This is a genomic window from Parabacteroides caeci (genome assembly GCF_023656795.1).
GTDB lineage: Bacteria > Bacteroidota > Bacteroidia > Bacteroidales > Tannerellaceae > Parabacteroides > Parabacteroides segnis.
Genome location: NZ_JAMOKT010000017.1, coordinates 84989 through 111196 on the forward strand (window position 1 = coordinate 84989; position 26208 = coordinate 111196).

Annotated in this window: 21 protein-coding genes; 14 read left to right on the plus strand and 7 right to left on the minus strand. The window is 41.9% G+C overall.

Annotated elements, in window-relative coordinates; genetic code table 11:
* Positions 1 to 12: 12 nt before the first annotated feature.
* From NBH15_RS10855 to porW, 9 genes are all read left to right on the plus strand, one after another.
* On the plus strand, positions 13 to 1929 hold the full coding sequence (locus NBH15_RS10855) for a RagB/SusD family nutrient uptake outer membrane protein (protein ID WP_250822662.1): 1917 nt from the start codon (positions 13 to 15) through the stop codon (positions 1927 to 1929).
* Between the two features lie 29 nt (positions 1930 to 1958).
* The gene (locus tag NBH15_RS10860) at positions 1959 to 3158 is read left to right on the plus strand and encodes a DUF5000 domain-containing lipoprotein (RefSeq protein WP_250822663.1); all 1200 of its coding nucleotides are present in this window, start codon (positions 1959 to 1961) and stop codon (positions 3156 to 3158) included.
* Positions 3159 to 3240: 82 nt separating this feature from the next.
* Positions 3241 to 4338 carry a DUF4998 domain-containing protein gene (locus NBH15_RS10865; protein WP_250822664.1) on the plus strand — a complete coding sequence of 366 codons (1098 nt, stop codon included), beginning with the start codon at positions 3241 to 3243 and terminating at the stop codon, positions 4336 to 4338.
* Between the two features lie 256 nt (positions 4339 to 4594).
* Positions 4595 to 5050: an HU family DNA-binding protein gene (locus NBH15_RS10870; protein ID WP_250822665.1), complete on the plus strand. Its 456-nt coding sequence runs from the start codon at positions 4595 to 4597 to the stop codon at positions 5048 to 5050.
* Positions 5051 to 5248: 198 nt separating this feature from the next.
* Positions 5249 to 5530, plus strand: a complete 282-nt coding sequence (locus NBH15_RS10875) for a hypothetical protein (RefSeq protein WP_122326950.1) — start codon at positions 5249 to 5251, stop codon at positions 5528 to 5530.
* Positions 5531 to 5796: 266 nt separating this feature from the next.
* On the plus strand, positions 5797 to 7026 hold the full coding sequence (locus NBH15_RS10880; RefSeq protein ID WP_250822666.1) for a 3-phosphoshikimate 1-carboxyvinyltransferase: 1230 nt from the start codon (positions 5797 to 5799) through the stop codon (positions 7024 to 7026).
* A 1-nt stretch (position 7027) separates the two neighbouring features.
* Positions 7028 to 7447, plus strand: coding sequence for a phospholipase (locus NBH15_RS10885; RefSeq protein WP_250822667.1), 420 nt, complete (start codon positions 7028 to 7030; stop codon positions 7445 to 7447).
* 77 nt (positions 7448 to 7524) lie between these two features.
* Positions 7525 to 8331: a metal ABC transporter permease gene (locus NBH15_RS10890; RefSeq protein ID WP_250822668.1), complete on the plus strand. Its 807-nt coding sequence runs from the start codon at positions 7525 to 7527 to the stop codon at positions 8329 to 8331.
* A 47-nt stretch (positions 8332 to 8378) separates the two neighbouring features.
* Positions 8379 to 11996, plus strand: a complete 3618-nt coding sequence (porW, locus tag NBH15_RS10895; protein WP_250822669.1) for a type IX secretion system periplasmic lipoprotein PorW/SprE — start codon at positions 8379 to 8381, stop codon at positions 11994 to 11996.
* Between the two features lie 59 nt (positions 11997 to 12055).
* Here porW and NBH15_RS10900 read toward each other — a convergent pair whose 3' ends face one another.
* Positions 12056 to 12565 carry an RNA polymerase sigma factor gene (locus NBH15_RS10900; protein ID WP_010800931.1) on the minus strand — a complete coding sequence of 170 codons (510 nt, stop codon included), beginning with the start codon at positions 12563 to 12565 and terminating at the stop codon, positions 12056 to 12058.
* Positions 12566 to 13155: 590 nt separating this feature from the next.
* Between NBH15_RS10900 and NBH15_RS10905 the strand changes: the two genes are divergently transcribed.
* The 4 genes from NBH15_RS10905 to NBH15_RS10920 are packed head-to-tail and all read left to right on the plus strand — an operon-like array spanning position 13156 to position 20697.
* Entirely contained in the window at positions 13156 to 16398 is a 3243-nt protein-coding gene (locus NBH15_RS10905; protein ID WP_284706469.1) for a SusC/RagA family TonB-linked outer membrane protein, read from the plus strand.
* A gap of 18 nt (positions 16399 to 16416) precedes the next feature.
* Entirely contained in the window at positions 16417 to 18333 is a 1917-nt protein-coding gene (locus tag NBH15_RS10910) for a RagB/SusD family nutrient uptake outer membrane protein (protein WP_010800929.1), read from the plus strand.
* A 21-nt stretch (positions 18334 to 18354) separates the two neighbouring features.
* A complete protein-coding gene (locus NBH15_RS10915; protein WP_250822671.1) occupies positions 18355 to 19542 on the plus strand; it encodes a DUF5000 domain-containing lipoprotein in 1188 nt (395 codons plus the stop codon).
* Between the two features lie 27 nt (positions 19543 to 19569).
* Positions 19570 to 20697, plus strand: coding sequence for a DUF4998 domain-containing protein (locus NBH15_RS10920; protein WP_250822672.1), 1128 nt, complete (start codon positions 19570 to 19572; stop codon positions 20695 to 20697).
* An 85-nt stretch (positions 20698 to 20782) separates the two neighbouring features.
* Here the strand turns inward: NBH15_RS10920 and NBH15_RS10925 are convergent, their stop codons facing one another.
* From NBH15_RS10925 to NBH15_RS10950, 6 genes are all read right to left on the minus strand, one after another.
* A complete protein-coding gene (locus NBH15_RS10925; RefSeq protein WP_010800927.1) occupies positions 20783 to 21085 on the minus strand; it encodes a type II toxin-antitoxin system RelE family toxin in 303 nt (100 codons plus the stop codon).
* Positions 21082 to 21342 (minus strand): hypothetical protein, encoded by a 261-nt coding sequence (locus tag NBH15_RS10930; protein ID WP_010800926.1) that lies wholly within the window; start codon positions 21340 to 21342, stop codon positions 21082 to 21084. The genes NBH15_RS10925 and NBH15_RS10930 overlap by 4 nt, the downstream gene beginning before the upstream one ends.
* Before the next feature lie 135 nt (positions 21343 to 21477).
* Positions 21478 to 22881, minus strand: a complete 1404-nt coding sequence (gene uxaC / locus NBH15_RS10935) for a glucuronate isomerase (protein ID WP_010800925.1) — start codon at positions 22879 to 22881, stop codon at positions 21478 to 21480.
* A 3-nt stretch (positions 22882 to 22884) separates the two neighbouring features.
* A complete protein-coding gene (locus NBH15_RS10940; protein ID WP_010800924.1) occupies positions 22885 to 23553 on the minus strand; it encodes a bifunctional 4-hydroxy-2-oxoglutarate aldolase/2-dehydro-3-deoxy-phosphogluconate aldolase in 669 nt (222 codons plus the stop codon).
* Between the two features lie 33 nt (positions 23554 to 23586).
* On the minus strand, positions 23587 to 24630 hold the full coding sequence (locus tag NBH15_RS10945) for a sugar kinase (RefSeq protein WP_010800923.1): 1044 nt from the start codon (positions 24628 to 24630) through the stop codon (positions 23587 to 23589).
* 121 nt (positions 24631 to 24751) lie between these two features.
* Entirely contained in the window at positions 24752 to 25192 is a 441-nt protein-coding gene (locus NBH15_RS10950) for a hypothetical protein (protein ID WP_128135036.1), read from the minus strand.
* A 201-nt stretch (positions 25193 to 25393) separates the two neighbouring features.
* Between NBH15_RS10950 and NBH15_RS10955 the strand changes: the two genes are divergently transcribed.
* Positions 25394 to 25837: a helix-turn-helix domain-containing protein gene (locus tag NBH15_RS10955; protein ID WP_250822673.1), complete on the plus strand. Its 444-nt coding sequence runs from the start codon at positions 25394 to 25396 to the stop codon at positions 25835 to 25837.
* Positions 25838 to 26208: the final 371 nt, after the last annotated feature.

Here is a 26208-nt window from a genome sequence, read left to right on the forward strand (position 1 = left end):
AACGAGTACTATATGAAAAAGATAATTAATGTATTTATTTTGCTGATCAGCCTATTGAGTTTAGGTTCATGTAGTGATTATCTGGATGTTATTCCGGATAATATACCGACTATTGATCATGCTTTCAATAACAGGATTAATGCAGAGAAATATTTATTTACTTGTTATTCTTATCTACCTAATCCTACCAGTCCGAATACGAATCCCGGATTTTTGTGTGGATATGAGTCCTGGATAACAGAAGAAGGTACATATTATTGGGGGAGTTTGAATTCTTTTAACGCAGCAAAGATCGGGCAGAAATCCAATAATCCATTATTAAACTATTGGGATGGAGGAAATGATGGTCATAATCTTTTTGTTGCCATCCGCGATTGTAATATATTTTTGGAAAATATTGATAAGCCTGTCGATTTGGAAGAGTATGAAAAAGTGAGGTGGGTAGCTGAAGCTAAATTTCTGAAGGCTTATTATCATTATTATCTGTTGCGGTTGTATGGTCCGATCCCTATTATAGAGAAAAACCTTCCGGTATCGGCTTCTCCGGAAGAAGTACGGGTTTATCGTGATCCGGTGGATGATGTGGTTAATTATATCGTGCAGTTGCTGGATGAGGCGGTTGTCGATTTGCCGGATAATATTCAAATCGAAATTGAAGAGATGGGACGTGTTACGAAATCAATTGCGTTGGCATTGAAGGCTAAAACACTTGTGTTGAATGCTAGCCCTCTTTTCAACGGAAATCCTTATTATACAAATTTGAAGGATAATCAAGGTCGAAATCTTTTTTCAACCTCGTATGATGCTGGTAAATGGGAGGTTGCAGCAAAGGCTTTAAAAGAGGCTATCGATTTTGCCGAAAGTCAGGGAGCCGAGCTATATTATTACAAAGGTTTTGATCCGGTAACTGATTCCACACGTCAAAAATTGAATATTCGTAAAGCAATAACTGAACGTTGGAATAAAGAGATAATTTGGGGATCGACAAAGAATGATAATTTTTTGCAGAAAGTATCTTTTGTAAGAACAAAATTGGATCAGAAGACGGAGGTTATGCTTTCTCTTTTGTCACCTACCATCCGATCGGTAGAACGTTTTTATACTAAAAATGGAGTTCCCATCAATGAAGATAAAGAATGGGATTATGAGAACCGATATAAAATAACTGAAGTGGCGGAACAAGATTGTTATTATATGAAAACCGGTTATAAAACAGCTCGACTGAACATCGCTCGTGAACCGCGTTTTTATGCCTCACTTTCTTTTGACGGTGCCATTGTATATGGGAATGGTATAGTTGGAGATAATGATTATTCTAAATTGACTTATGCACAGATGAAAAAGGGGCAACCAGGTGGAATGATTGCATCACAGTGCTATTCCATCACTGGATATTTGCCTAAAAAACTGGTTGCGGTCGAGACTGTAGGAAACCAGGGCACTTTTACCTCCTATCGTTATTCATTTCCTGTAATTAGATTGGCCGACCTCTATTTATTATATGCGGAAGCACTGAATGAAATAAAATCCAGTCCTGATGCGGAAGTATACCAATGGATTGATAAGGTAAGGAAAAGAGCTTCTTTGAAGGGGGTAGTTGAGAGTTGGACTAAATATTCTACTATGCCGAATAAGGTTTCTACCCAGGATGGTATGCGTGAAATTATTCATCGCGAACGTTTGATTGAATTGGCTTTTGAGGGTGAAACTTTCTGGGATTTGTTACGTTGGAAAGAGGCTGGAGAAGAGTTTAAACATCCAATACAAGGCTGGAATGTGTCAGCAAGTGATACGGAAAGTTATTATAAGATACAAACGATTGCAAATCCTTCATTTAGCATAAAGAACTATTTCTTCCCAATAAAACAAGCGTCGATTGATGTGAATCCTAATCTGGTTCAGAACTTTGGTTGGGGGAGTACAAATTGAGTTAATGGTCATATAATTAAGGAAACGATATGAAGAAACAATTATTTTATATTTTAATTGCATGTACAGTTTTACTGAATGCTTGCAAACAAGAATATGTCGGACAACCTGGAATAGACTCGGTACCTCCGGGTAAAATAGAAAATCCCAAGGTGGAAAATTTACCGGGTGGAGCGAAAATAACATACGATTTACCTCATGATGATGATTTATTGTATGTGAATGCTGTATATCATATTAATGGAAAGGAGATGAATACTTCTTCTTCCATGTATAATAATGAGTTGATGGTTGAAGGTTTCGGAAGTACGGATGAACAAAAAATAAAACTGTATTGTATTGACCGAAGCAACAATGTTTCAGAACCGGTGGAAGTTACCATCCATCCTACTACACCTCCTGTGCAATTGATCTATGAGTCATTGAAAGTAAAAGAAGGATTCGGTGGTATACAAGTGGAATGGGAAAATAAAACGGAGGCGGATATAGCCATCTATTTGGTAGCTGCCGATTCCATAGGTGATTTAAATGTGGCCGATGTTGTTTATACGAGTACTGCCGAAGGCAAATATTCTTTGCGTGGTTTTAATGATGAAGCGCGTGTTTTTGGTGTATATATTCGTGATCGATGGGATAATTTTTCTGATACACTTTCTAACACGTTCACTCCTCTTTTTGAAATGGAAATGGATAAATCCAAATGGAAACGGGAAGAACTTTTAGGAGATAATATGACTGAACTCGGAGGTAATTGGGCCTGGAATAAAATCAGAGATGGAATCGCCGGGGACCAGGGATGGCATACAAATACTGCAAAATCCCCAATGTATTTTACAATCGATTTAGGGGTTACTGCCAAGTTGAGCCGGTATAAGTTGTGGCATAGGCTTAGCGGTTGGGCTTATAAACATTTTAATCCGAAAAGATGGGATGTGTACGGAACTACTTCTCCTAAATATGAAAATCATGATGAAGAGTATTGGATTGAAGGTGGATTCAAAGAAGACTGGCATCTGTTATTGAGTTGCTATTCTTTTAAACCCTCCGGAGAAAATACCCCTATTACAAACGAAGATCAGGAGTATGCAGAGAATGGTTTTGAGTTCGAATTTCCGTTAGATACACCTCCTGTTCGTTATCTTCGTTTCCATGTGCATGAAACGTGGGGAGGAGCAGCAAATATACACATCTCGGAATTGTCTTTCTGGGGGAAAGTTGTAGAAAAATAATTTATATATAAACTTTATATTTATGAAAGCTGTAATAATTATATGTAGTTTGTTTGCAGTATTATTTGTATCATGTGATGGTATGAATGATAATATAAAAGAATATTTGGACCGAGGAGAAATAGCTTATATCGGAAAAGCGGATTCTGTCACAACTGCAGGAGGAATCAACCGGATTAAACTCCTGTGGAAAATAAATTCAGACCCGCGTATCACTTCTTGTAAAATTCTTTGGAATGATAAACAAGATTCTGTGAGTTTCCCGATTGACAGAGGGGAAGTCGATAAGAATGGATATCTCTCTTATATTTTAGAAGATATGCCGGAAGGTACATTTATTTTCAATTTATATCATGTCGGAGTGGATAATAGTTTGTCTATGGGCAGTGAAATTGAGGGAACTGTTTATGGTGATATCTATAAATCTAATTTAAATCCAAGGAAGATCCGGTTAGTGGAGACATTGGCTGATAAAGTTAACCTGTATTGGGAAGAGGGTGGAAATTCTTCGAATGTTTTATTTACTTATATCAATAGAACTGGGGAAAAAAAGACAATCAATATTCCTGCGTCGGAAACTGTTACTGTGATCGATGATTATGTGTTGGGAGGTGAATACAGTTATAAGACGATCTTTTTGCCGGAGGAAAATGCCTTGGATCAATTCGAGTTGGATTCTCCTGTTGATAAGTTTCCAACCTATTATGTAGGAGATGGTTCTTTGGATGATATATTCCCTGAATATTTGAAATTAGACAGAGGGACCTGGAAGATAGATGATTTCTCTTCGGAAGAACCGACAGGTGCCAACGGTCGTGCAGCTCAGATTATAGATAATGACCCTTCAACATTCTGGCATAGTGAATGGCAGGCAACTACGGCTCAATTACCGCATTCTATTACAATTGATATGAACACAGTAAAAGGCGTAAAATGTGTAACCATCGCTAAAAGACAGGGTAATACGGATTTGAAGACTGCTCATATTGAAATCAGTACAGATAACCGTAGTTGGGAAATTGCCGGGAAAGTGGAATTTGAAAAAACGGCTGATCCGAATGCTAAAACGATTGTATTGGGAGAAATAAAAAAAGCTCGATATATGAAGTTGGTTATTACAGAAAGCCATCGTTCTCCGTCTGCCTCTATATCAGAGGTGTATGTGTTAGGAACAGAATGATTTTATAAACAAAGTAGGGAGATATCACAAAAATATCTCCTTACTTTATATCATAAAAGGAAAGGCCATCCTCCATCTGAACCAGATTCAAACAAGGCACGCTGAGCCGGAGATGGCGCGGGAACTCCGACATATGGAATTATTTTGATACTTTCCGGAGGGAAATAACAAGTGTCCGGCATCGAGCTATGCCAGGTCCGTCACCTGTCATTCTCCCTTTTTGAGAGGCATCAGAAATAACTTAAATCTGAACTGTATGGCTTTTTTCAAAAAAATTCAACAGAAGATTAATGGAAAGTGGTATCCGAAGTCTGTTACTGTCGGTAAACCCGTGACAACAAAAGAGGTATCTGACCGTTTGGCACAGATATCGACTGTGAGTCGTGCCGACACCTATGCTGTTCTCATGGAACTGGCAGGCGTGCTGGCTGATTACATGTCACAGGGACGTACCGTAAAGCTTGACGGGCTGGGTACTTTCTATTACACCCTTACTGCGGGAGGTAACGGGGTCGAATCGGCAGATAAGGTGAGTATTTCGCAAATAGCAGGCGTTCGTGTCCGTTTCATCCCTGAAGCCACGAAAAACAGCGGTAGTAAGACGATGAACCGCTCGCTTATCAGCGACAACATCTTTTGGATGGAATTGAACGCTGCACCCGAGACAACTCCTGAAGAAGGAGGCGGTGGAGACCGCCCGGAGATTGAGTGATCATTCCTTGAATGTATGATGAAAGTGTTGCAAAGTAACTGCCTTGTCCGTCGGGACGGGAGAAGTGATTGCAACACTTTTTTTTGATCGGAGTTAGATGCATAATAAGTGAATAATCCTATTCGCAGAAATACCACCTAACTATCCGGAAATTTCCGTACTTTTGTCATCGGATATAATTAATGAAAGGAATGTATTATGACAGCAATGGAACTGGATGCTCGTCGGATGGAACTTATCCGAAAGATTATGGAAACGGATAGTGTTGAAGTTCTTGATAAGATGAAACAATCTTTCAATCGGGCGGTTAAAGCGGCTCAAGCTAAGAACACGGAATCTATTCCTGGTGTCCCTTCTTCATTGGAAGAGGTAAAGCAGAATATTACGGCATTTGAGGCAGATCTTGATGCTGATATATTAGAAACGGTTTCGCATCAAGATGTGATGAAGGATGTACGACAAATGCTCGCTTCGTTATGACATGCGAATGGAAGAAAACTGCCATGGCAGAACTAACTAAAGCTACAAAATATTGTGTGAAAACATTCGTCGAACTTTGTTAGTTCATAAACTATTTAAACTGGTGTATTATGTGGATGAGAAGAAATCTGTACTTTATATCGTTTCTCTTTGGGATGTTCGCCGCGATCCCTCTACATTGATAAGCCGTATTCGTAAAAAGAAGACCTAACTATCCGGAAATTTCCGTACTTTTGTCATCAGTTTAAAACGAACAGACAAAAGCAATGAAATATCTGATAAAGGCCCCGGAAGAAAGACTTCGGGCTTCTGTACAACTTCCTGCTTCCAAGAGCATTAGTAACCGTGCTTTGATATTGAATGCACTAAGTTATAGTCCGTATGATATACAGAACCTTTCCGATTGCGATGATACGGAAGTGATGGTTAAGGCGCTGAACTCCGATAGTCGTGATTTCGATATTAAAGCTGCCGGGACGGCTATGCGTTTCCTTACTGCTTTCCTTTCTAAAATAGTGGGTGAATGGACGATCACCGGAACGGAGCGGATGAAAAATCGCCCGATCAAACTGCTGGTCGATGCACTGAACTCGTTGGGCGCCCGCATCGAATATATCGAGAAGGAAGGTTATCCCCCTTTGCGTATCTTTGGAAGTGCGTTGCAAGGAGGCGAGATCTCTCTGGCCGGAGGTGTCAGTTCGCAATATATTTCAGCCTTGTTAATGATCGCTCCTTTGATGGAAAATGGCTTGACATTACATCTGGAAGGAAATATCATCTCCCGCCCTTATATCAATTTGACGTTACAATTGATGGAACAGTTCGGGGTGAAAGCTGCCTGGAACGGCCAAACCATCAAGATTCTTCCCCAGGAATATAAACCGATCCGTTTTACCGTGGAGTCGGATTGGAGTGCCGCTTCTTACTGGTATGCAATCATGGCTTTGTCGAAAAATGCCGAAATAGAATTGCTGGGGCTTTTTAAGAACAGCCTGCAAGGAGATGCCGCCGGAGCAAAACTATTTGCCCAACTGGGTGTTGGTACGGCCTTTACCGACCGGGGCGTCATGCTGAAATATAACGGTAACGTGACAAAAAAGTTGATCTACAATTTTGTCAATGAACCCGATTTGGCGCAAACATTTGTTGTCACCTGCGTGTTACTAAATATCCCCTTCCGCTTCACCGGATTGCAATCGCTGAAGATAAAAGAAACCGACCGTATCGAAGCCTTGAAAACGGAACTTCGTAAACTCGGCTATCTGTTGACCGACAGCAACGACAGTATTCTGGAATGGAACGGGGAACGTTGCGAACCGGAAGCTGATCCGATTATCGCCACATACGAAGACCATCGGATGGCAATGGCATTTGCCCCGGCTTCGCTGGTATTGCCGCAAGGTCTTAAAGTGGCTGATCCGGAAGTGGTGACAAAGAGTTATCCTGCCTATTGGGAAGACTTGCGCAGAGCAGGATTTGCTTTAATTGAAAATTAACATGTGGTACATTATCATTAGTATTATCGTGCTTGGCGTTATTGCTGCCATAGCCGGTTATTTCAGGAATAAAAAATTACAGCAGATGCTGGAACGTGGGGAGATCAGCGAGATACCTGAAGCGCGTGAAATTCCCGAAGAATGCTGCGGCCAGCATGAGACTTGTGAGCGTGACAGCCTGTTGGCTGCCGTTAGCAAAAAGATTGAATATTATGATGACGAGGAACTGGATCGTTTCCGGGGACTGGAGGGAGATGAGTATGAAGAGGATACCGTCGATGAGTTCCGCGAGGTACTTTATACCCTGCAATCGGAAGAGGTGGCCGGATGGCTCCGTAGCCTGCAACTTCGTGGCGTGAACCTACCGGATGCACTGAAGGATGAAGCATTCCTTATTGTCGGCGAGAGAAGAATACATTAAACGGTAGAGAACGTCTACAAGTGTTCGGCATAAAGATAAGATTGCACAAATAAGACGAACCATCATATGGAATGAATATGGATCTATTACAATATACTTTTTTTCAACATGCTTTGCTGGGCAGCTTGCTAACAGCCATCACCTGTGGTATTGTCGGGACATACGTTGTCGCACGTCGACTGGTGTTTATCAGTGGCGGTATAACTCATGCCTCTTTCGGTGGTTTGGGGCTTGGCTTTTATCTGGGTACAAACCCGATCTTGATGGCAATGGTCTTTTCCGTACTTTCCGCTTTCGGGGTGGAATGGGCGAGCAAGACACAGGATGTGCGTGAAGATTCGGCAATTGCCGGTGTTTGGGCACTTGGAATGGCGCTCGGAGTGATTTTCATATTTCTTACTCCCGGCTATTCTCCCAATCTGTCTGCCAATTTGTTCGGTAATATCCTGACGATCTCCCTGTCTGATATTATCTGGATAGCAGCTTTAGCGGTGGTATTGATCGCAGTCTTTTCCCTCTATCTGCGGGAGATAGTCTATGTCGCTTTTGATAGCGACTTTGCCAAGACGCAGCATATCCATGTAAAGTGGATCGAATATATGATGATGTTCTTTATTGCCCTGACTATCGTCCTTTCCATCCGGCTGGTCGGTATTATGTTGCTGATGAGTTTGTTGACTTTGCCGCAAATTACAGTGAATCTGTTTACTTCCGACTTTAAGAAGATCATTTGGGGGAGTATTGTCCTTGGCTTTCTGAGTTGTGTGGTGGGGCTGGTTCTGTCTTATTTCCTGAATGTACCGTCGGGAGCTTTTATCATCCTGGTGCTGGTGCTGGTCTTTTTGGTCCTGAAAGGAGTATTATTCTTTACGAAGAGGCAATAAAACAGGTTCTTCTCAGTTTATTATATGATAAAGAGTGCACATAATACGTGAAGAAAGGTTTTTACTATATAATTTCGATATTCGTGGTTCTCTTGCTTTGGTCGTGCAGTACGAAGAAAAACACCAAAGCAAGCCGGTTCTACCATTCCTTTACATCGAGATACAATATCTATTATAACGGAAAGACTTCTTTTGATGAAGCCCTGAAATCTATGGAGACTGGCTACAAAGAAAGTTATTCCGAAATGATCCACATGTATCCGATCAGTGCACAGCCGAAAGATAAAAAGGAAACCGGCGGCCCCTTCGACCGCGCCATCGAGAAAGGCAATAAAGCTATAAAACTTCATTCCATCAAAGCCAAGCCGGCAAAGAAACCGGGTTGGCGTAACGATCCCAAACAACGTGCTTTGCAGGAACAGGAAGAATATAACCCTTTCCTGAAGAAATGCTGGTTGTTGATCGGGCAGGGACAGTTCTATAATGCTGATTTCCTGCAGGCTTCTGCCACTTTTTCTTATATTGCCCGCCATTATTCCCATGACGAGGAAGTAGTGGCCGAAGCCCGTTTGTGGCAGGCCCGTTGTTATTCGGAAATGGATTGGTTCTATGAGTCCGAAGATATTTTGGGTAAACTGAATACCAATGGAATACCCCGCAAGAACCTGAACCAGTATGCCGCCGTTTATGCCGATTATCTGGTCAAGAGCAAACAGTATGAAGAAGCTATCCCTTATTTTAAGACGGCAATCAAATCGGAGAAAAGCAAACTTCAGCGTACCCGTATGAAATACCTGTTGGGACAGATCTATGCCGCGCAGGATCAGGACGGGCTCGCCTATAAAATGTTCAACGAAGTAGCCAAAGCCAGTCCTCCCTATGAACTTGAATTTGCGGCCCGTATCCGTCAGACGGAAGTGTTCTCAGGCGCTAACTATCAAAAGGTAGTCAAGATGCTTCAACGCATGGCGAAGAGCGATAAGAATAAGGATTACCTGGATCAGGTTTATTATGCCCTCGGAAATGTTTATCTGAACCGGGAGGATACGGCAAATGCCATAAAGAATTATGAATTGGGTATCGAAAAGAGCACACAGAACGGACTGGAGAAAGCTATCTGCCAGATCAAACTGGGCGATATCTATTTTACCATGCGTGATTATGTAAAGGCTCAGCCCTGTTTTAGTGGCGCATTGTCCGGCATCCAAAAAGAATACAAAGACTTTAAGCGTGTGTCGAAACTTTCGGCAGTTCTGGACGAACTGGTCGTACATGTGGAAGCCGTCCATTTGCAGGATAGCTTGCAGACCCTGGCAAAAATGCCGGAGACGGAACGTTTGGCTGCCATCGACAAAATTATAGAACAGGTAAAGAAAGAAGAAGAAGAGGCCAAGGCTTTGGCTGAGAAAGAGGCTTATCTGGCTGACCAGGCTGCTAAAGGAACGGGTATTAACCGTCCTGGGACAGAAACCGGCGGTATCGTTCTCCCGACTGCATCGGGCGGTACTTCATTTTACTTCTATAATCCTTCGACCGTATCGCAGGGTAAGGCACAGTTCCAGCGTAAGTGGGGACGTCGTACACTGGAAGATAACTGGCGTCGCCGTAAAAAAGAAATGTCGACCTTCAACGAAGATGCTCAGGAAGAGGGTGAAATGGCGGAGACAGCAGCCGGAGCCATCGGACCGGACGGTCAGCCTTTGCCGACCGACTCGCTGGAGGCTGGTTTGCCGGAGGTTGCTGCCGATGACCCGAAATCACGCGAATATTATTTGCAGCAGTTACCTTTCACGCAGGAAGATGTGGATGCCTCGAATATAATTATTGAGGACGGATTGTATAATATGGCGATGATCTATAAAGATAAACTGGAGGATTTGCCTTTGTCGATCGAGGCTTTTGAAGAACTGGAACGTCGTTTTCCGGATAATTCGCACCGCTTGGAGAGTTATTACCAGGTCTATCTGATGGCGCTCCGTACGGGTAATACCTCTTTGGCTGCCGAGTACAAGACGAAGATGATCAATGCCTTCCCGAATGAGGATTATACGATTGCCATCTCTGATCCGAATTATGAATATAATATACGTATGATGGATTCCGTACAGGATTCGATCTATCAACAGACCTATAATAGTTATCTGGCAAGCGATACTGTTACCGTGCGTCGGAATTTCCGCGATGTCAGTGTTAAATATCCGTTGGCAACCCTGATGCCGAAATTTATGTTCCTGGATGCGTTGACTTATGTACAAGCCGGTGATGCCGAAGGTTTCAAAACGGCCCTGAAAGCGTTGGTAGAGAAATATCCGACAGCCGATGTGACGGAACTGGCAGGTGAGATGCTGAAAGGTATCCTTCGCGGCCGTACCTTGATGCAAGGCAGCGTGACCGGTATGACCTGGAACCTGCGTTTTGGTCTGGGTGAAGACGGTTCTTTGTCCGCAGCCGACTCTGCACGTACATTTACAGCTGAACCGAATACTCCTTACCGTATGATCTTGATGTATCCGACCGGAAGTGTGGATAAAAACCAGTTGCTGTTTGCCGTGGCAGCTTACAACTTTGCCAACTTTATGGTGAAGGAGTTTGATTTGGCTTTTGAAGAAGCAGGCCCGATGTCAATGCTGAACATCAGCGGATTTACAGGTATAGAAGAAATCCTGCAATACTATAAAATGATTTATGGTAAAGACGGTTACGCCCAGGCTCTGGATAAAAATGTTGCTATCCTTCCGATCTCCGAGGACAATTACGAGACATTGATGCGAGGTAAGACGCTGGAAGAATATATCAACTTCTTTGAAGAAAACTTTGGCGGTAAAGCCCCGGAATTGGCAACACGTTGGAATAATCGTATGTTGGTGGAAGAAGAAAAAGTGAAAGAAGCCGAAGCTGAAGCTGAATCAGAACTTCCGGGCGAAGATCAACCAGACGAAACAGTTCAACCGGAAGATGAATCCCCGGCAAAAGAAATCAAGTCGGTACGTAGAAAAGAAGCCGAGGAAGAAAAGAAAGAAGAAGCTGAAAAACCAGTAGAACAGGTTGCTCCGAAAGATACTGTCATTCCGGAGATATCTGTCCCGGATACTGTTGCCAATGTTCCGGCAATTGAAGCTCCTGTTGATACGGTTTCCGTACAGCCGGCTGTTTCCGATACTGTTGCGGTTGTTTCTCCTCAGGATACTGTCCCTGCCGTGCAGGCACCGGAAGAACGGAAAGAGCTTACATTAAAAGAAATAGAAGCAATCCGCAAACGCGAAGCCGCAGCCGAAGAAGCCCGTAAGGAAGCTGACCGCAAAGCATTCGAAGCACAACAGAAAGCCGAGAAAGAATTGCAGGAGCAGAAAGCCAAGGAACGTGCTGACCTGTTGAAGAAACAGGAAGAAGAAGAGAAAGCCCTTCTGAAAGCGAAAGCCGACCGTGAAAAGCAACTTGAACAGGATCGTAAGAACAAGTTGAAACAGGCCGAAGCCGACCGTAAAGCGAAGCAGAAAGCTCGTGAAGAACTTCGCAAACAAAAAGAGCGCGAATACAAGGAAAGGCTCAAACAAAAGGAAAAAGAGCGTAAGCAGAAGGAAAAACAGTATAAAGAAACACTGAAAGCAAAAGAAAAGGCCCGTCGCGAAGCGCAAAAAGCGAAAGAGGCGGCACGTAAGAGGTGATCTGCACAGATACCCCTGTTTTGTCATGGCTCGAGTCTGCCATGACAAAACAGTTTTTCTTATGCATATTGGTAGTCTTTCAGCTTTTGCTGTAATTCTTTGCGTGCGAAAAAAATACGGCTTTTTACTGTCCCCAAAGGGAGATTTAGTTGTTCTGCAATTTCATGATATTTATAGCCATTTAAAAATAAGGAAAATGGGATTTTTACTTCATCGTTCAATTCTGCAACAGCTTTTGTGATCTCCTGAATTTGATAGACTTTGTCTGGAGAACCAGAGATGGAGTCATTGGTTATGTTTAAGTTGTACAAATCAGTATTTTGATCTACTACAGTCTGTTCACGCACAATCTTATGATAGTTATTAATGAAAAGATTGCGCATTACGGTCATAACCCAACCTGTAAAATTGACATTGTCTACGAATTTTTCCTGATTGTCCAACACTTTCAGCGTAGTATCTTGCAACAGATCCAGAGCGTCATCCCTGTTTGCTGTTAGCTTGATAGCGAAATTCATCATGTGATCTTGTAATCCGAGTAATCTTTGTTGAAATTGTATTCTGTTCATAATGTTTGTTGTTTATTAATTTACGTTTTTATCTGCTGCAAATCTATTTTTTATGTTCGTTATGGCGTGTTCGATTTCGTACGGAAAGATTCAGAAATTGTTTTACATACCCGTTAGAGCATATTTGTCGGATGATTTCGTACTTTTGGTAGACAGTAGATGGTCTCTCGGTGAATGCTGAATAGATTTATTGTAAATATCGGATAGAAATGATCTTCTTTTGTTCTTATCTAGTTACTATTGGAGAGGATATTGGTAAGGTAAAGAATATTTTTCCGGATATTAGTTCTTGGAGAACTATTTCATTTAAAGACTATATCACATTGTGAAAACAAAATTATATAAAAATAGAAATTAAAACAAAACTATATGCGATAATATAACTATATTTAACCAATTAGAGCCTTCTCAGATTTCATCTATCATCTCTCTGTCTGTCTTATATTTCAATCAATATGCTTATGTGCTTAATATTTAGCAGGTTATATTGTAGCCATAGTTCTCCAAGAACTATGATGATAAAATGACTGTTCATATTAAATAATTCTTAGACCTGTTTTTTGTTTATTAACCTTAAATTAGCAAGTGTAATGATTAGATTGCGAAAGAGGTGTAGCGGTCAATGCTGTCAGCCTCAGAAGATTCAAAGCACGAAGCCTGGAAAATATTCATATGGATGGATATTTTTGGCATTTTTATTAACAGTTGTGGGACTACCCTGTCGAAACCTTCGGGCTGAAGTATTTCCCGTGGTAGCCAAAGTTCAACAATCGTCGAAATTCAAAGGTAAAATCTCGGATACGGGAGGAGATCCTTTACCTGGTGCTACGGTGCAGATAAAAGGTAGTACGAAAGGGGTTATTGCCGATATGGATGGTAACTTTGAGTTTGATGATTGTCCTCTTAACAGTACCCTGGTTGTTTCGTATATCGGTATGGAAACTAAGGAAATAAAGTATACCGGACAGAAATTCCTGAATATTGTAATGGAAGCAAAAACGGATGAGTTGGAAGAAGTAACCGTAGTCGCTTTCGCCAAACAGAAAAAAGAAAGTGTGGTATCCGCCATTACGACTGTGAAACCGACGGAGTTAAAAATTCCGAGCAGTAACCTGACAACGGCTTTTGCCGGTCGTGTTGCCGGATTGATCTCTTATCAAACAAGTGGTGAGCCGGGACAGGATAACGCCAGTTTCTTTATCCGTGGTATTACGACTTTTGGTGCTGAGGCAAAGAAAGATCCGCTTATCCTGATCGACGGTATTGAATTGAGTACGGATGACCTGGCACGTTTGAATACAGATGATATTGCCAGTTTTTCGATCATGAAAGATGCTACGGCTACGGCATTATACGGTGCACGCGGAGCGAATGGCGTAATCTCTGTTACAACGAAAGAAGGTAGAGAAGGAAAAGTAACCATTAACGCCCGTGTGGAAAACTCTTTCTCATCTCCGACCAAAAAAATCAGTCAGACCGATCCTGTTACTTATATGCGGATGCAGAATGAAGCGATTAAAACCCGTGCCCCACTGGGATTGGCTTTGTATTCGGAAGAAAAAATAACGATGACCGAACGTGGATTATATCCGAATATTTTCCCGACAACGGACTGGTATGATACCATGTTCAACGATGTGATCTCCAACCAGCGTGCCAATCTGAGCCTTAGCGGTGGTGGAACGGTTGCCCGTTATTATGTGGCTGCCAATGTCTCGAAAGACAATGGTAACATGAAAGTCGATAAAAGAAATAATTTTAATTCTAATATCAGCCTGATGAAATATTCGATCCGTTCGAATATCAATATCAACCTGACAAAAACAACGGAGTTGGTATTGCGTATGAGCGGAACGTTTGATGAATATACAGGACCTATCGGCGGCGGTTCTTTTATGTACAAGGAAGTGATGATGGCCAATCCCGTATTATTCAAACCTTATTATGAACCGGATGAACAGTACGCATATTCCAAGCATATCTTATTCGGTAACTATGGTGCCGGTAATTATGTAAACCCGTATGCACAGGCATTGAAGGGGTATAATGATTATAGTAAGAATACGATGCTGGTTCAATTCGAAGGTAAGCAGAAGTTGGATATGTTGACCGAAGGACTTGCTATCCGTGCAAAGATCAATATAGACCGTTATTCTGAATATTCGGTAGACCGTGCTTATTCTCCTTTCTTTTATAATATATCATCTTATAATCTTCAGAATAATACTTATAAACTGAATCGTTTGAATCCGGCTACCGGTACGGAATGGATTAATTATAATCCGGGAAATAGATATGTAAATACGAATTTTTATCTGGAAGGAGCAGCAGAATACACCCGTAATTTTGACAAACATGGGGTAAATGCTTTGTTAGTTTATACAATGCAAAGTAAAAAGACGGGTATAGCCGATAATCTTCAATTGTCTTTACCCGGGCGTAATATGGGGTTAGCCGGACGTGCAGCCTATAATTATGATGGGCGTTATTTCGGTGAGTTCGTTTTTGGATATAATGGTTCGGAACGTTTTTCCAAAAATAATCGCTGGGGATTCTTTCCTTCTGTAGCCGGTGGCTGGATGCTCTCAAAAGAAAGCTTTTTCGAACCTCTGACGACAGTGTTTGACCAGTTTAAGTTTAAGGCCTCTTACGGTTTGACAGGCCAGGATCAGATTGGAGATGGTAATGACCGGTTCTATTATCTGTCGCAAGTAACATTGAATAGCAGTGGCCGGAATGTGAATTGGGGTACTCAATTGAATTACAATCCGGGGGGGATTATTGTAGACCGTTATGCCAATGATGAGATTGGATGGGAAAAATCCTATAAATTGAATGTGGGAGCAGAAATGCGTACGGTATTTGGGCTTTCAGCCAATGTTGAATATTTCACGGAACGGCGGGAAAATATTTTGCTGAACCGTATAATCCCGAATACAATGGGGATCATTCCTGATGTAAAGGCTAATTTAGGAAAGGCGAAAGGTAAAGGTGTGGATATGGAACTGAATTATGAGAAGAGTTTCAATAAAGATTTATGGATCACAGGACGCGGAACGTTTACGTATGCAACGAGCGAGGCTGTGGAATGGGAAGAACCGGATTACAGTGAAACTCCTTGGTTGTCGAAAGTTGGCAAATCGTTGGGACAGACATGGGGATATATAGCAGAACGTTTGTTTGTTGATGAAGAAGAAGTAAAAAATTCTCCTACCCAATTCGGTGAATATATGGCGGGTGATATTAAATATCGTGATGTAAACGGTGACGGTAAAATTTCGGAATTGGATAAAGTTCCTATCGGTTATCCGACAACCCCGGAGATTAATTATGGTTTCGGTCTGTCGGTAGGTTACAAAGGACTCGATGCCTCTTTCTTTTTCCAGGGGTCGGGACGCCAGTCTTTCTGGCTGGATCTTAAAAAGATCACTCCGTTTTTAGATGGAGATGCCGGAGAGAATGGTGAAGATGGTTTGCTGGGACAAAATGCAGTGCTGGATGTGATAGCTAATAGCTATTGGTCGGAAAATAACAGGAATCCTTATGCTTTCTGGCCTCGTTTGGCAAATCAGTCAGTTGAAAATAACAATCAGACAAGTACCTGGTTTATGCAGGATGCTACTTTTCTTCGATTGAAATCTGTGGAAATAGGTTATACTGTACCCAAAAATTTGGTGAAGAAGTTCAAGGTTCAGAACTTACGTTTTTATGTGAGTGGAACTAATTTGCTTTGTTGGAGCAAATTTAAACTATGGGATCCTGAAATGGCAGGTAACGGATTAGGTTATCCTGTTCAACGTGTGATCAATGTGGGACTTAATTTAGGATTCTAATTTAATAAAACGGAAAATATGAAATCGATATATCAATATTTAATATATATATGTACGGCTTTTTCAATAGCCTCCTGTAACTATCTGGATGTTGTTCCGGACAATGTTCCGACATTGGATAATGCCTTTTCAGACCGGTATACAGCTGAACAATATCTGGCTACCTGTTATTGGGGAATGCCAAAGTCGGCCGGATGGAACGAGAATCCGGGAATATTCGGATCGTTAGAGATGATCTTTAATAAAGAAGGGAGTACTTCCGGTGGTATGAAATTCGGGCTGGGAACCGATAGCCCTACCAGTGCTTTGATCAATTATTGGGGTGGTACAGGTAGCATGATCCGTTCTTTGTATGCAGGTATTCGTGAGTGTAATACTTTTATGGAAGGAATTGTTGGTGTAAAAGATCTGAACCAGTACGAAATTAAGCGTATGATTGCAGAAGTTAAACTGATTAAAGCCTATATGCACTTTTACTTGCTGACCTATTACGGCCCTATCTGTCCTTTGCGTGAAAATATACCGGTGAACGAATCAACACAAGGTGTCAGGGTATATCGTGAAAAAGTTGATGATTGCTTTGCCTATATCCTGGAATTATTGGATGAAGTAATAGAAGGCGATCCGCTTCCTTTGGTGATTGAAAACCAGACTAGTGAATTAGGCCGTTTTGCCCGTCCGGCAGCTTATATGTTGAAAGCAAAAGTTTTAGTCTATTGGGCCAGCCCGTTGTTTAACGGGAATACGGATTATAACAGTTTCCGTAATTATAACGGGGAACCGTTCTTTAATCAGACGTATGATGAAACACGTTGGCAAAAGGCTGCGGAGGCTTGTAAAGAGGCTGTCGATATTTGTGAGAGTGCTGGTATCCGTCTGTACCAGATTTCCGATTATATTGCTACTAAAACTCTTTCGGATGAAACTCAATTGGTACAGACATTGCGTGGTTCTGTAAGTGACCGCTGGAATTGTGAGTTGGTATGGGGAAATTCTTCTTATCCGGTAAATAGTGGTTTGCAGGGAGAATGCATCTGTTATCTGGAGCAGGCAACCTCTTTAAACTATGGAACACGTATGAGTGTGTCGATGGCGACGGTCGAACAGTTTTATTCTAAAAATGGTGTTCCTATTGAGGAAGACAAAGAATATGATTATTCGAATCGTTTCAATGTGCGGACCGGAGACGAGGATCATAAATATTATATTCAGAAAGGTGAGCAGACTGCCGCTATGAATTTTGACCGTGAGCCTCGTTTTTATTCGACATTAGGTTTTGACCGTGGTAAATGGTATGGGAACTCATATAAGAACGTACCGGATGACGATGCGGAGTGTCTATATCCTAAAAATCGGTTCGGTGAATTTTCTTCGGTAGCCAATCCGGGTAATTATAATGCGACAGGTTATTGGCCCAAAAAGTTGGTTTCGATCAATTCCAGTTTCCGTAATGCCAATGATATCAGCTGGGAAAACTATGCTTTTCCGGATATGCGTTTTGCCGACCTTCTCTTACTATGCGCCGAAGCTTTGAATGAATCGAAAGATGCTCCCGATGCGGAAGTTTATAAGTATGTGGACATGGTACGTGAACGTGCCGGTTTGAAAGGAGTGGTGGAAAGCTGGCAGAAATATTCGAATCAGGCTAATAAACCGTCTACGAAAGTCGGCATGCGTGAGATCATTCAGCGTGAGCGTAAAATCGAACTGGCTTGTGAAGGTGTTTATTATTGGGACAGCCGCCGCTGGAAAACAGCCCAGAAAGAGCAGAACCGTCTGATACAGGGTTGGAATGTCAATGCCAAAGAGGTCGTGGATTATTATACTTTGACTACGGTCTATACGCAGTCATTTACTTATAAAAACTATTTTGCCCCGATACCAGAATCTGATATTGTGAATAATCCGCAATTGGTACAGAATCCGGGGTGGTAATTAATAATGTAATACAGAATTATGAAAACGAAATATTATTTCAGTATACTGACTTCGGTTCTATTGCTTTGCTCTTGTTCGGAAAAGACACTGGAACCTATAACCGGAAGTCTGGGAAAACCCGGAGTGGTGACCGATGTAAATGTGGAACCGATAGCCGGTGGTGCCGTCGTTTCCTACCGCATTCCCAATTCGGAAGATATCCTGGCAGTGAAAGCCGTTTATACGCTTACGAATGGAAAAGAGACGGAAAGAGTCGCTTCTTTTTATGAGAATAAGATCAAAATAGAAGGATATAACGATACCATCCCGAATAAAGCGAATATTTATGTGATCAATCGTGCTCAGGAATTGTCGGATCCTGTGGAAGTGACTTTTACTCCGTTGGAGTCTTCTTTGAGTAAAGCCATCAAGACAATATCGATCGTACAGGATTTTGGCGGTGCCCAATATAACTGGCGGAATGAAGACAAAGCTCCCTTGACGATGGAGTTTCTTGCACAGGATTCGCTGGGGCAAATGCAGACTATGCGTATTATGACTTCGGAAGCTGATTCGAACCGTTATAGTTTGCGCGGCTATAAAGCCGAGCCTCGTTATTTCGGGATGATCATGCGGGATAACTTTGACAACGCTTCCGATACTATTTTCCCTTCGGAAGGTCAGATAACACCGCTTTTCGAAGAAAAACTGAATAAAAAGAAAATGGTCGTTATGAAATTGGGTTCTGATGCCAGCTTTACCAATTGGGAGGGGATGGACAGCTATCTGATCGACGACGACCATGATACTTTCGGCCATTCGGCATCCAATTCCATGCCTGCCGCATTTACCATCGATCTGGGATGTGTTGCGAAACCCAGCCGTGTTGTGATGTTCCAGCGTAAATATTCCGATTCGTATTATAACTGGGGAAATCCGTTGGATTTCGAGGTGTATGTGTTCAAAAGGACGGGAACACCTTCGCAGAGCGGTGACTGGAGTGAATGGGAAAAAGTGATGGATTGTCTGGTTGTCAAACCTTCCGGATCTCCGAGCGGAACAGTGACGGATGAAGATATTACGGCTGCTGAAGAAGGACATGAATTTGCTTTTGAATTGTCACAGGAACCGATACGCTATATCCGTCTTAAGATATTGAGTACCTGGGGTGGTTCTGCCTTTACTCATCCGGCAGAGGTGGATCTGTATGGGGAAGTGGTTGAATAGTATAAATTAAAAAAGAATATATAAACCATGAAAAGAATATATAGTTTATTAGTATTTATAGCATGCACTCTCCTGATTACTTCCTGTGAAGATTTTATGGATGTGCATAAAGAGTATATTGAAGGCGGAGAGATCATTTATGCTCCTAAACCGGATTCAATTGCGTTCATTGCGGGAAAAGAGCGTATTCTGTTTTTTTGCAGGACATATAATTCTCCAAATGTGAAATCGGTAAATCTGTATTGGAACGACGGATTGGATTCATTGCTTATTCCGGTATCCTTTAATTCAAGCTATGACAGCATCGAGGTCGTATTGGATAACATGGAAGAGAAGTCATATACATTCACTGTACAACTGGTGGATAATTTCGACCATCGTTCTTTGTCTGTAACAGATTTTGGAACTTCCTATGGTGAGAATTATCAGGTTTCCCTAATGGACCGTCGTATAAAGGATATTTCACTTACGGACAAAGGCGGTTCGGTGGAATGGTATTCGGCTGCAGAAGGCTTATTAGCCAATGAAGTCAGATACGTAAAAAATGATGGTACGGAAAGTATTATCCGGATGTCGTCGGCAGAATATACGACATTCTGTCCGGATGCCAAGGCGGGTGAAGAGTTTGAGTTCCGTTCTTTATTTATTCCGGAAGAAGAGTCAATCGATACTTTTTATACGGCATGGAGTAAGTATGATGAGGCTTTCCCTGCCGAATACAAGTTCGATCGTAGCGGATGGACGGTAACCGTTTCCGACGAAACTGCTAGTGACGGTGGTGGGAAAGATGCGATCATTGATGACAAACTGGATACCTGGTGGCATTCCAATTATACGGATGGAAATACACCTCTGCCGCATTGGGCTGTGATAGATATGGAATCATCGAAAGAAATGTCGAAAATAGAAGTTTATCGCCGTCCTGGTACCACCGATACGAAAAGTGTTGAAATTTATATAGGAAATAGTCCGGATGCCAACGCTACAGATTGGATTCAGTTGGTAACCGGAGTGTTCGGTGATGGTGATAGTTTGGAATTGCCTGTTCCCGTATCAATAGATACAAACCAGGGCCGTTACATGAAGATCCTCTTGCCGGATAGTAACCGTGAACCTTTTACTAACATTGCAGAAGTGTATATTTATGGCAAGTGATCGTTTTTCATAGTACTAATTATTTTATTTAAGGATGTATCAATCAGTGACGGTTGGTACATCCTTTCCCGTATAAGTGGTTGTTTTATTTATCTTTCCTTCTTAGCTTTTGTTGTATTTTCTTATTGTATGCTTCTCCCCTGGATACCAGATATTCAAACATTACCGTATCGCCAATAATTTGAACGTGAAACACAAAGAAAGCTCGGTAATCCCCGATCCTGATCCGATATACATAATCATAGCCGGTAAGTCTTATGCAGTGCGTTATATCATCCAGATCTTTAGCATCGATGACTTCCTGGATCACTTCTTTTACAGACAAAAGTATTTTTCCGGATAATTTCCGGACACTTTTTTCAAAGTCTTTCGAGAAGTCTACATTCATTTGATATCCAATCCTAACCAGTTTTCAAAATCTTTCTTTTCCTGTGGGTTAAGTTTGATTTTCCCCTCTGGTCTTTGTTCCGATAGCATTCGGTACATAGCCGTATCATTATATTCTTCTGCAGTACGATCTAGAAGGCTTTCAATAAGTCTTTTAAGATTAGTACCCTGTTGTGCTGCCATTACGGATAATGATCTAAAGGTATCGTCTTTCAGATCGATTACTTTTCTTTTATTTGTTGGTATTACTGCATCCATCACTTTGAATTTTTGGTAAAGATATGGAATATATATGATATATACAATATATACGGTATATATCATGTATGTCATAAAAAAGCGAAGATTCATTTCTACGAACCTTCGCTTCCGTCATTTCTTAAATTATTGATCTTAAAATCCAAAATATTCTTTCGCATTCTTATAACTGATATCCTCTACCATCTTACCGATGAAAGGAATTTCAGAAACAGGCAATTCGCCGTTTTCCACTTCTTTACCCAGCATATTGCAAAGGATACGGCGGAAGTATTCGTGACGCGGATAAGACAGGAAACTGCGTGAATCGGTCAGCATTCCGACAAAACGGCTCAGCAGGCCCAGATCGGACAGCGTGTTCATCTGGTCTTCCATGCCATGGATCTGATCCAGGAACCACCAGCCGGCGCCATACTGCATCTTGCCCGGTAGCGAACCGTCGTTGAAGCTGTAAGCCGTAGTCATCATTACGGCACTGTCTTTCGGGTTCAGGTTGTAGAATATTGTTTTAGCTAATGCTCCTTCTTCTTCCAGGCGGCTGAGGAAACGAACCATCGGTTCTGCCACTTCCAGGTCGCCGATAGCGTCGTATCCGGTATCCGGACCCAGCTTTTTGAACATGCGGGCATTGTTGTTACGTGTCGGACCGATATGGAATTGTTGTGCCCAGTTGCTGCGGGCATCCATAACAGCCAGTTCATACAACATGGCAGAGCGGAACTTGTCGATCTCTTCGCCGGTCAATGCCTTATTCATTCGGGCTTTCATGAAGATAGCCTCTATCTCGGCATTGGTATAAGGAGTTGCGTAGAATGTACTCAAACCATGATCCGATACGCGGCAACCGACAGATTCAAAGAAGTCATGACGTTTCTGTAAAGCCGCTAACAAGTCTTTAAAAGAAAGGATCGACATGCCGGAAGCTGCTTCCAGCTTCGTCAGGTATTCATTGTAAGCAACTACATTTTCGATAGCCATCGCCTTGTCCGGACGCCAGGTAGGAAGAACTTTCGTCTTCAACGAAGTGTTACGGATCGCTTTATGGTATTCCAGTGAATCGACCGGATCGTCAGTCGTACAAACAACTTCCACATTCATGCGTTCCATGATGGCCTGCGCACGAAATTCCGGGGTTTGCAGTTTGGCTGTACATTCGTCGTATATTTCACGTGCAGTTGAAGGATTCAACACCTTATCGACACCGAATATGCGGCTCAGTTCCAGGTGAGTCCAGTGGTAAAGCGGGTTGCGCATAGCATGTTGCAAGGTATCCGCCCATTTCTGGAATTTCTCGAATGCCGGTTTGTCACCGGTAATATATTCTTCGGGAACACCGTTTGCACGCATGGCACGCCATTTGTAATGGTCTCCGCCCAACCAAATCTCTGTCAGGTCGGCAAACTGGTAGTTGTCGGCTATCTGCTGCGGGATCAGGTGACAATGATAGTCAATGATCGGCATCTTCGCTGCATGTTCGTGATACAGTTTTTTGGCTGTCTCCGTCTGTAGCAGGAAATCTGAATCAAGAAAAGGTTTCATATATCAACGGTATTTTTTGATGATACTTAATGCGTTGCTGCAAAGAGCAGTGATGGCATTCCAGTCTTTGGCTGCAATGGATTCTTTAGGGAACAGGTTGGAACCCATTCCTACACAAGTAACGCCAGCCTTGAACCAGGCCGATAAGTTCTCTTCTGTCGGTTCGACCGCTCCTGTAGCCATAATCATAGACCATGGCATCGGTGCTTTGATATTCTTGACAAAAGAAGGACCACCCACATTCCCGGCCGGGAATACTTTACACAAATCACATCCCACTTCCTGTGCAAATCCTATTTCCGAAACAGATCCGCATCCCGGTGTATAAGGAACCAGGCGGCGGTTACATACCTTCGCAATTTCCGGATTGAACAACGGGCCGACAACGAAGTTGGCACCCAGTTGCAGGAACAGGGCAGCCGTAGCCGGATCGACGATAGAACCGATACCTAAAACCATTTCAGGACATTCTACCGCAGCATATTTTACTAGTTCGGCAAATACTTCATGAGCGAAGTCTCCGCGATTGGTAAATTCAAATGCACGTACTCCGCCATCATAACAAGCCTTTAATACTTGTTTAGCCGTTTCTATATCTTTATTATAATAAACAGGTACCATTCCGGTGCTGATCATCGCATCCAATACCTGCATTTTACTAAATCTAGCCATCTTTCTCTTTAATTTTCAATTCTCAATTTTCAATTACCTCGACACTCTTCCCGATCCGTCGCCTTCCATCAGTTTTTCCACTTCGTCGACAGTTACCTGGTTGAAGTCACCGTAGATGGTGTGCTTCAGGCAGGAAGCAGCGACAGCGAAGTCGAGTGCTTTCTGGTCGTCTGTAGTATAAGTCAGCAAACCGTAGATCAGGCCCCCCATGAAAGAGTCGCCGCCACCAACGCGGTCGACGATATGAGTAATATCGTAACGGCGTGACTGATATAATTTACCGTCAGCATACAGAACGCCGCCCCATGTATTATGATTGGCATTGATAGAACCACGCAAAGTGATGATCACTTTCTTTGCACGTGGGAATTTTTCCATCAATTGTGTGCAAACCGATTCGAATTCAGCTGCATTTACCTGGCCTTCAGTCTGTGCAACGTCGAAGCCCTCCGGTTTGATACCGAATACTTTCTCTGCATCTTCTTCATTTCCCAGAATCACATCGCAACCGGCAACCAGTTCAGGCATTACTTCAGAAGCCTTTTTGCCGTATTTCCAGAGGTTTTTACGATAATTCAGGTCGCAGGATACAGGTACACCCAGTTTATTGGCAGCCTGGATAGCTTCCAGACAAGCGTCGGCAGCACCTTGTGAGATAGCCGGAGTGATACCGGTCCAGTGGAACCAGGAGGCATCTTTCAGCACTTCTTCCCAGTTGATCATTCCTGCTTCTATTTCAGCAATAGAAGAATGGGCACGGTCGTAAACAACTTTGCTGGCACGGGCTACGGCTCCTGTTTCCAGGAAGTAGATACCCAGGCGGTCGCCTCCGTAAACGATGTGGGAGGTTCCGACACCATATTTACGTAAATCCATAACACAGGCACGAGCAATATCATTTTTCGGCAAACGGGTTACGAACTCTGTGTCGATCCCATAATTTGCCAGCGATACGGCAACGTTAGCTTCGCCACCTCCGAAGGTAGCATTCAATTGATTTGTCTGATTGAAACGGAGATAATCTGGTGTGGCCAGTCTGAGCATTATCTCTCCAAAGGTGATTACTTTTTTATCCATGGCATAAACTTTTATATTCCAGTGCAAAAGTAGTAGTTTATATTTAATTTCCTACTATGTGTGTGCGAAAACATTTATACAAAATGGAATTAAAACGAACATATTTTGTTTCTATTGTCAATCACCGATCTATTTCAGAAGTCAGCAATGATATTTGCAAATGGTTGTATCCAGCATTGAGTACTGTTTTCTTTTCATGTTCGATCCATATAGAAAGGGGTTTTATGGCAAAGTCGCGGGCCATTGGGTCCTGTAATTCTTCTTGTTCTGGTAAACAAGACTGATATTCTTTTCCGGGATCGGTGATTTCGTCTATCCGTAACGAAGCGATCTCATCGGGGGATAAGCAAACTTTCTTTTCCCATTTTTTACCGGTAAAGGTTTCCTGTACAAGACCATTGGTGTTTGTATATGTGATTATAAGTTTGCGTGCAGATAGTGTATGTACGGCAACATGGTAAATAATACAAAACGGCTCTTTCTCTCTTTTTTCTTTGCTGGTCCAAAACACCAGCAAAGATAGGGCTAATGCCATTAAAAGTAATGTGTATATTTTATTCATAACAATTCTTTATGCAAAAGACTGCATATAATTTTGAAAGGCTGTAGTTGTTTTACTTGTAAAGATTCAGCTGTTGGCTTGTATTTTACAATTTCATACAAGGAGAAAAAATATCGGATGTTCTGTTATATCCTTGTATCTTCATCAGAATATGGAGATTTGTTTATATATTTGTTTCATTCTTAAATTAAGATATATAACATGGAAACTGAAAATGTAAAGGATAGTAGAGTTCATCAGGGTGCTAATGTCGGTAAGATACGCCGATATGAAGGTATGAAACAGATAACGTTAGCTAATGAATTGGGTGTTAGCCAGCAGTTCGTCTCCCAGTTGGAACAACAAAAAGTAATAGGAAAAGATTATATGGAAAAAATTGCGTCTATCCTGAAAGTGGCACCCGAAGTTATTGAAAATATGGAAGAGACGCCGATTTCTGTGGTTATTGAGAATAATAATTTTGAGAATGGAAGTATTAACAGTGGAATCGGTTATGCAGGAGAGTTTAACGATCAAAAAATTATTCACCCTGTTGAAAAGATTATCGAACTATCTAAAGAGAATGCATCCCTATACGAACGTATGATGGCAAATGAAAAAGAAAAGGTAGCCTTATTGGAAAAGCTATTGAACGAAAAGAAATAAAGATTTATCTATGAAAGTAGGACTTGAATCATAACTCAAATCATTGACTGGGCCAAATCTCGTTTAAAACGGACTTCAAGTTCATTTAAAACGGGTAAAATCTCGTTTAAAACGAACCTTAACCCCGTTTAAAACGAAATTTGGCTCGTTTAAAACGAGAATTCCCCCTTATTTTGAATTGATCCAAGTCAATTTATGCCAGAGGCTTCATTAGAATATGGAGATTTGTTCATATTTTGTTTCATTCTAAAAATAGTTCCTATGTTTAAAATCGGAAAAGACGGATAGCACGAGATAGCACTACAAAAGCTATACCATTTTAGTTAACTTTGTATTGTATCAAATTCATTATTAACTAATAACGATATAGC

Bases quoted from the DNA above. Each gene is read 5' to 3' on its own strand.
- NBH15_RS10875 (WP_122326950.1), top strand. From the start codon at position 5,249: ATGACAGCAATGGAACTGGATGCTCGTCGGATGGAACTTATCCGAAAG.
- NBH15_RS10865 (WP_250822664.1), top strand. From the start codon at position 3,241: ATGAATGATAATATAAAAGAATATTTGGACCGAGGAGAAATAGCTTAT.
- NBH15_RS10920 (WP_250822672.1), top strand. From the start codon at position 19,570: ATGAAAAGAATATATAGTTTATTAGTATTTATAGCATGCACTCTCCTG.
- NBH15_RS10915 (WP_250822671.1), top strand. From the start codon at position 18,355: ATGAAAACGAAATATTATTTCAGTATACTGACTTCGGTTCTATTGCTT.
- NBH15_RS10860 (WP_250822663.1), top strand. From the start codon at position 1,959: ATGAAGAAACAATTATTTTATATTTTAATTGCATGTACAGTTTTACTG.
- NBH15_RS10930 (WP_010800926.1), bottom strand. From the start codon at position 21,342: ATGGATGCAGTAATACCAACAAATAAAAGAAAAGTAATCGATCTGAAA.
- NBH15_RS10955 (WP_250822673.1), top strand. From the start codon at position 25,394: ATGGAAACTGAAAATGTAAAGGATAGTAGAGTTCATCAGGGTGCTAAT.
- NBH15_RS10870 (WP_250822665.1), top strand. From the start codon at position 4,595: ATGGCTTTTTTCAAAAAAATTCAACAGAAGATTAATGGAAAGTGGTAT.
- uxaC (WP_010800925.1), bottom strand. From the start codon at position 22,881: ATGAAACCTTTTCTTGATTCAGATTTCCTGCTACAGACGGAGACAGCC.
- NBH15_RS10950 (WP_128135036.1), bottom strand. From the start codon at position 25,192: ATGAATAAAATATACACATTACTTTTAATGGCATTAGCCCTATCTTTG.
- NBH15_RS10945 (WP_010800923.1), bottom strand. From the start codon at position 24,630: ATGGATAAAAAAGTAATCACCTTTGGAGAGATAATGCTCAGACTGGCC.
- NBH15_RS10890 (WP_250822668.1), top strand. From the start codon at position 7,525: ATGGATCTATTACAATATACTTTTTTTCAACATGCTTTGCTGGGCAGC.
- NBH15_RS10855 (WP_250822662.1), top strand. From the start codon at position 13: ATGAAAAAGATAATTAATGTATTTATTTTGCTGATCAGCCTATTGAGT.
- NBH15_RS10900 (WP_010800931.1), bottom strand. From the start codon at position 12,565: ATGAACAGAATACAATTTCAACAAAGATTACTCGGATTACAAGATCAC.
- NBH15_RS10880 (WP_250822666.1), top strand. From the start codon at position 5,797: ATGAAATATCTGATAAAGGCCCCGGAAGAAAGACTTCGGGCTTCTGTA.
- NBH15_RS10905 (WP_284706469.1), top strand. From the start codon at position 13,156: ATGATTAGATTGCGAAAGAGGTGTAGCGGTCAATGCTGTCAGCCTCAG.
- NBH15_RS10910 (WP_010800929.1), top strand. From the start codon at position 16,417: ATGAAATCGATATATCAATATTTAATATATATATGTACGGCTTTTTCA.
- NBH15_RS10940 (WP_010800924.1), bottom strand. From the start codon at position 23,553: ATGGCTAGATTTAGTAAAATGCAGGTATTGGATGCGATGATCAGCACC.
- NBH15_RS10925 (WP_010800927.1), bottom strand. From the start codon at position 21,085: ATGAATGTAGACTTCTCGAAAGACTTTGAAAAAAGTGTCCGGAAATTA.
- NBH15_RS10885 (WP_250822667.1), top strand. From the start codon at position 7,028: ATGTGGTACATTATCATTAGTATTATCGTGCTTGGCGTTATTGCTGCC.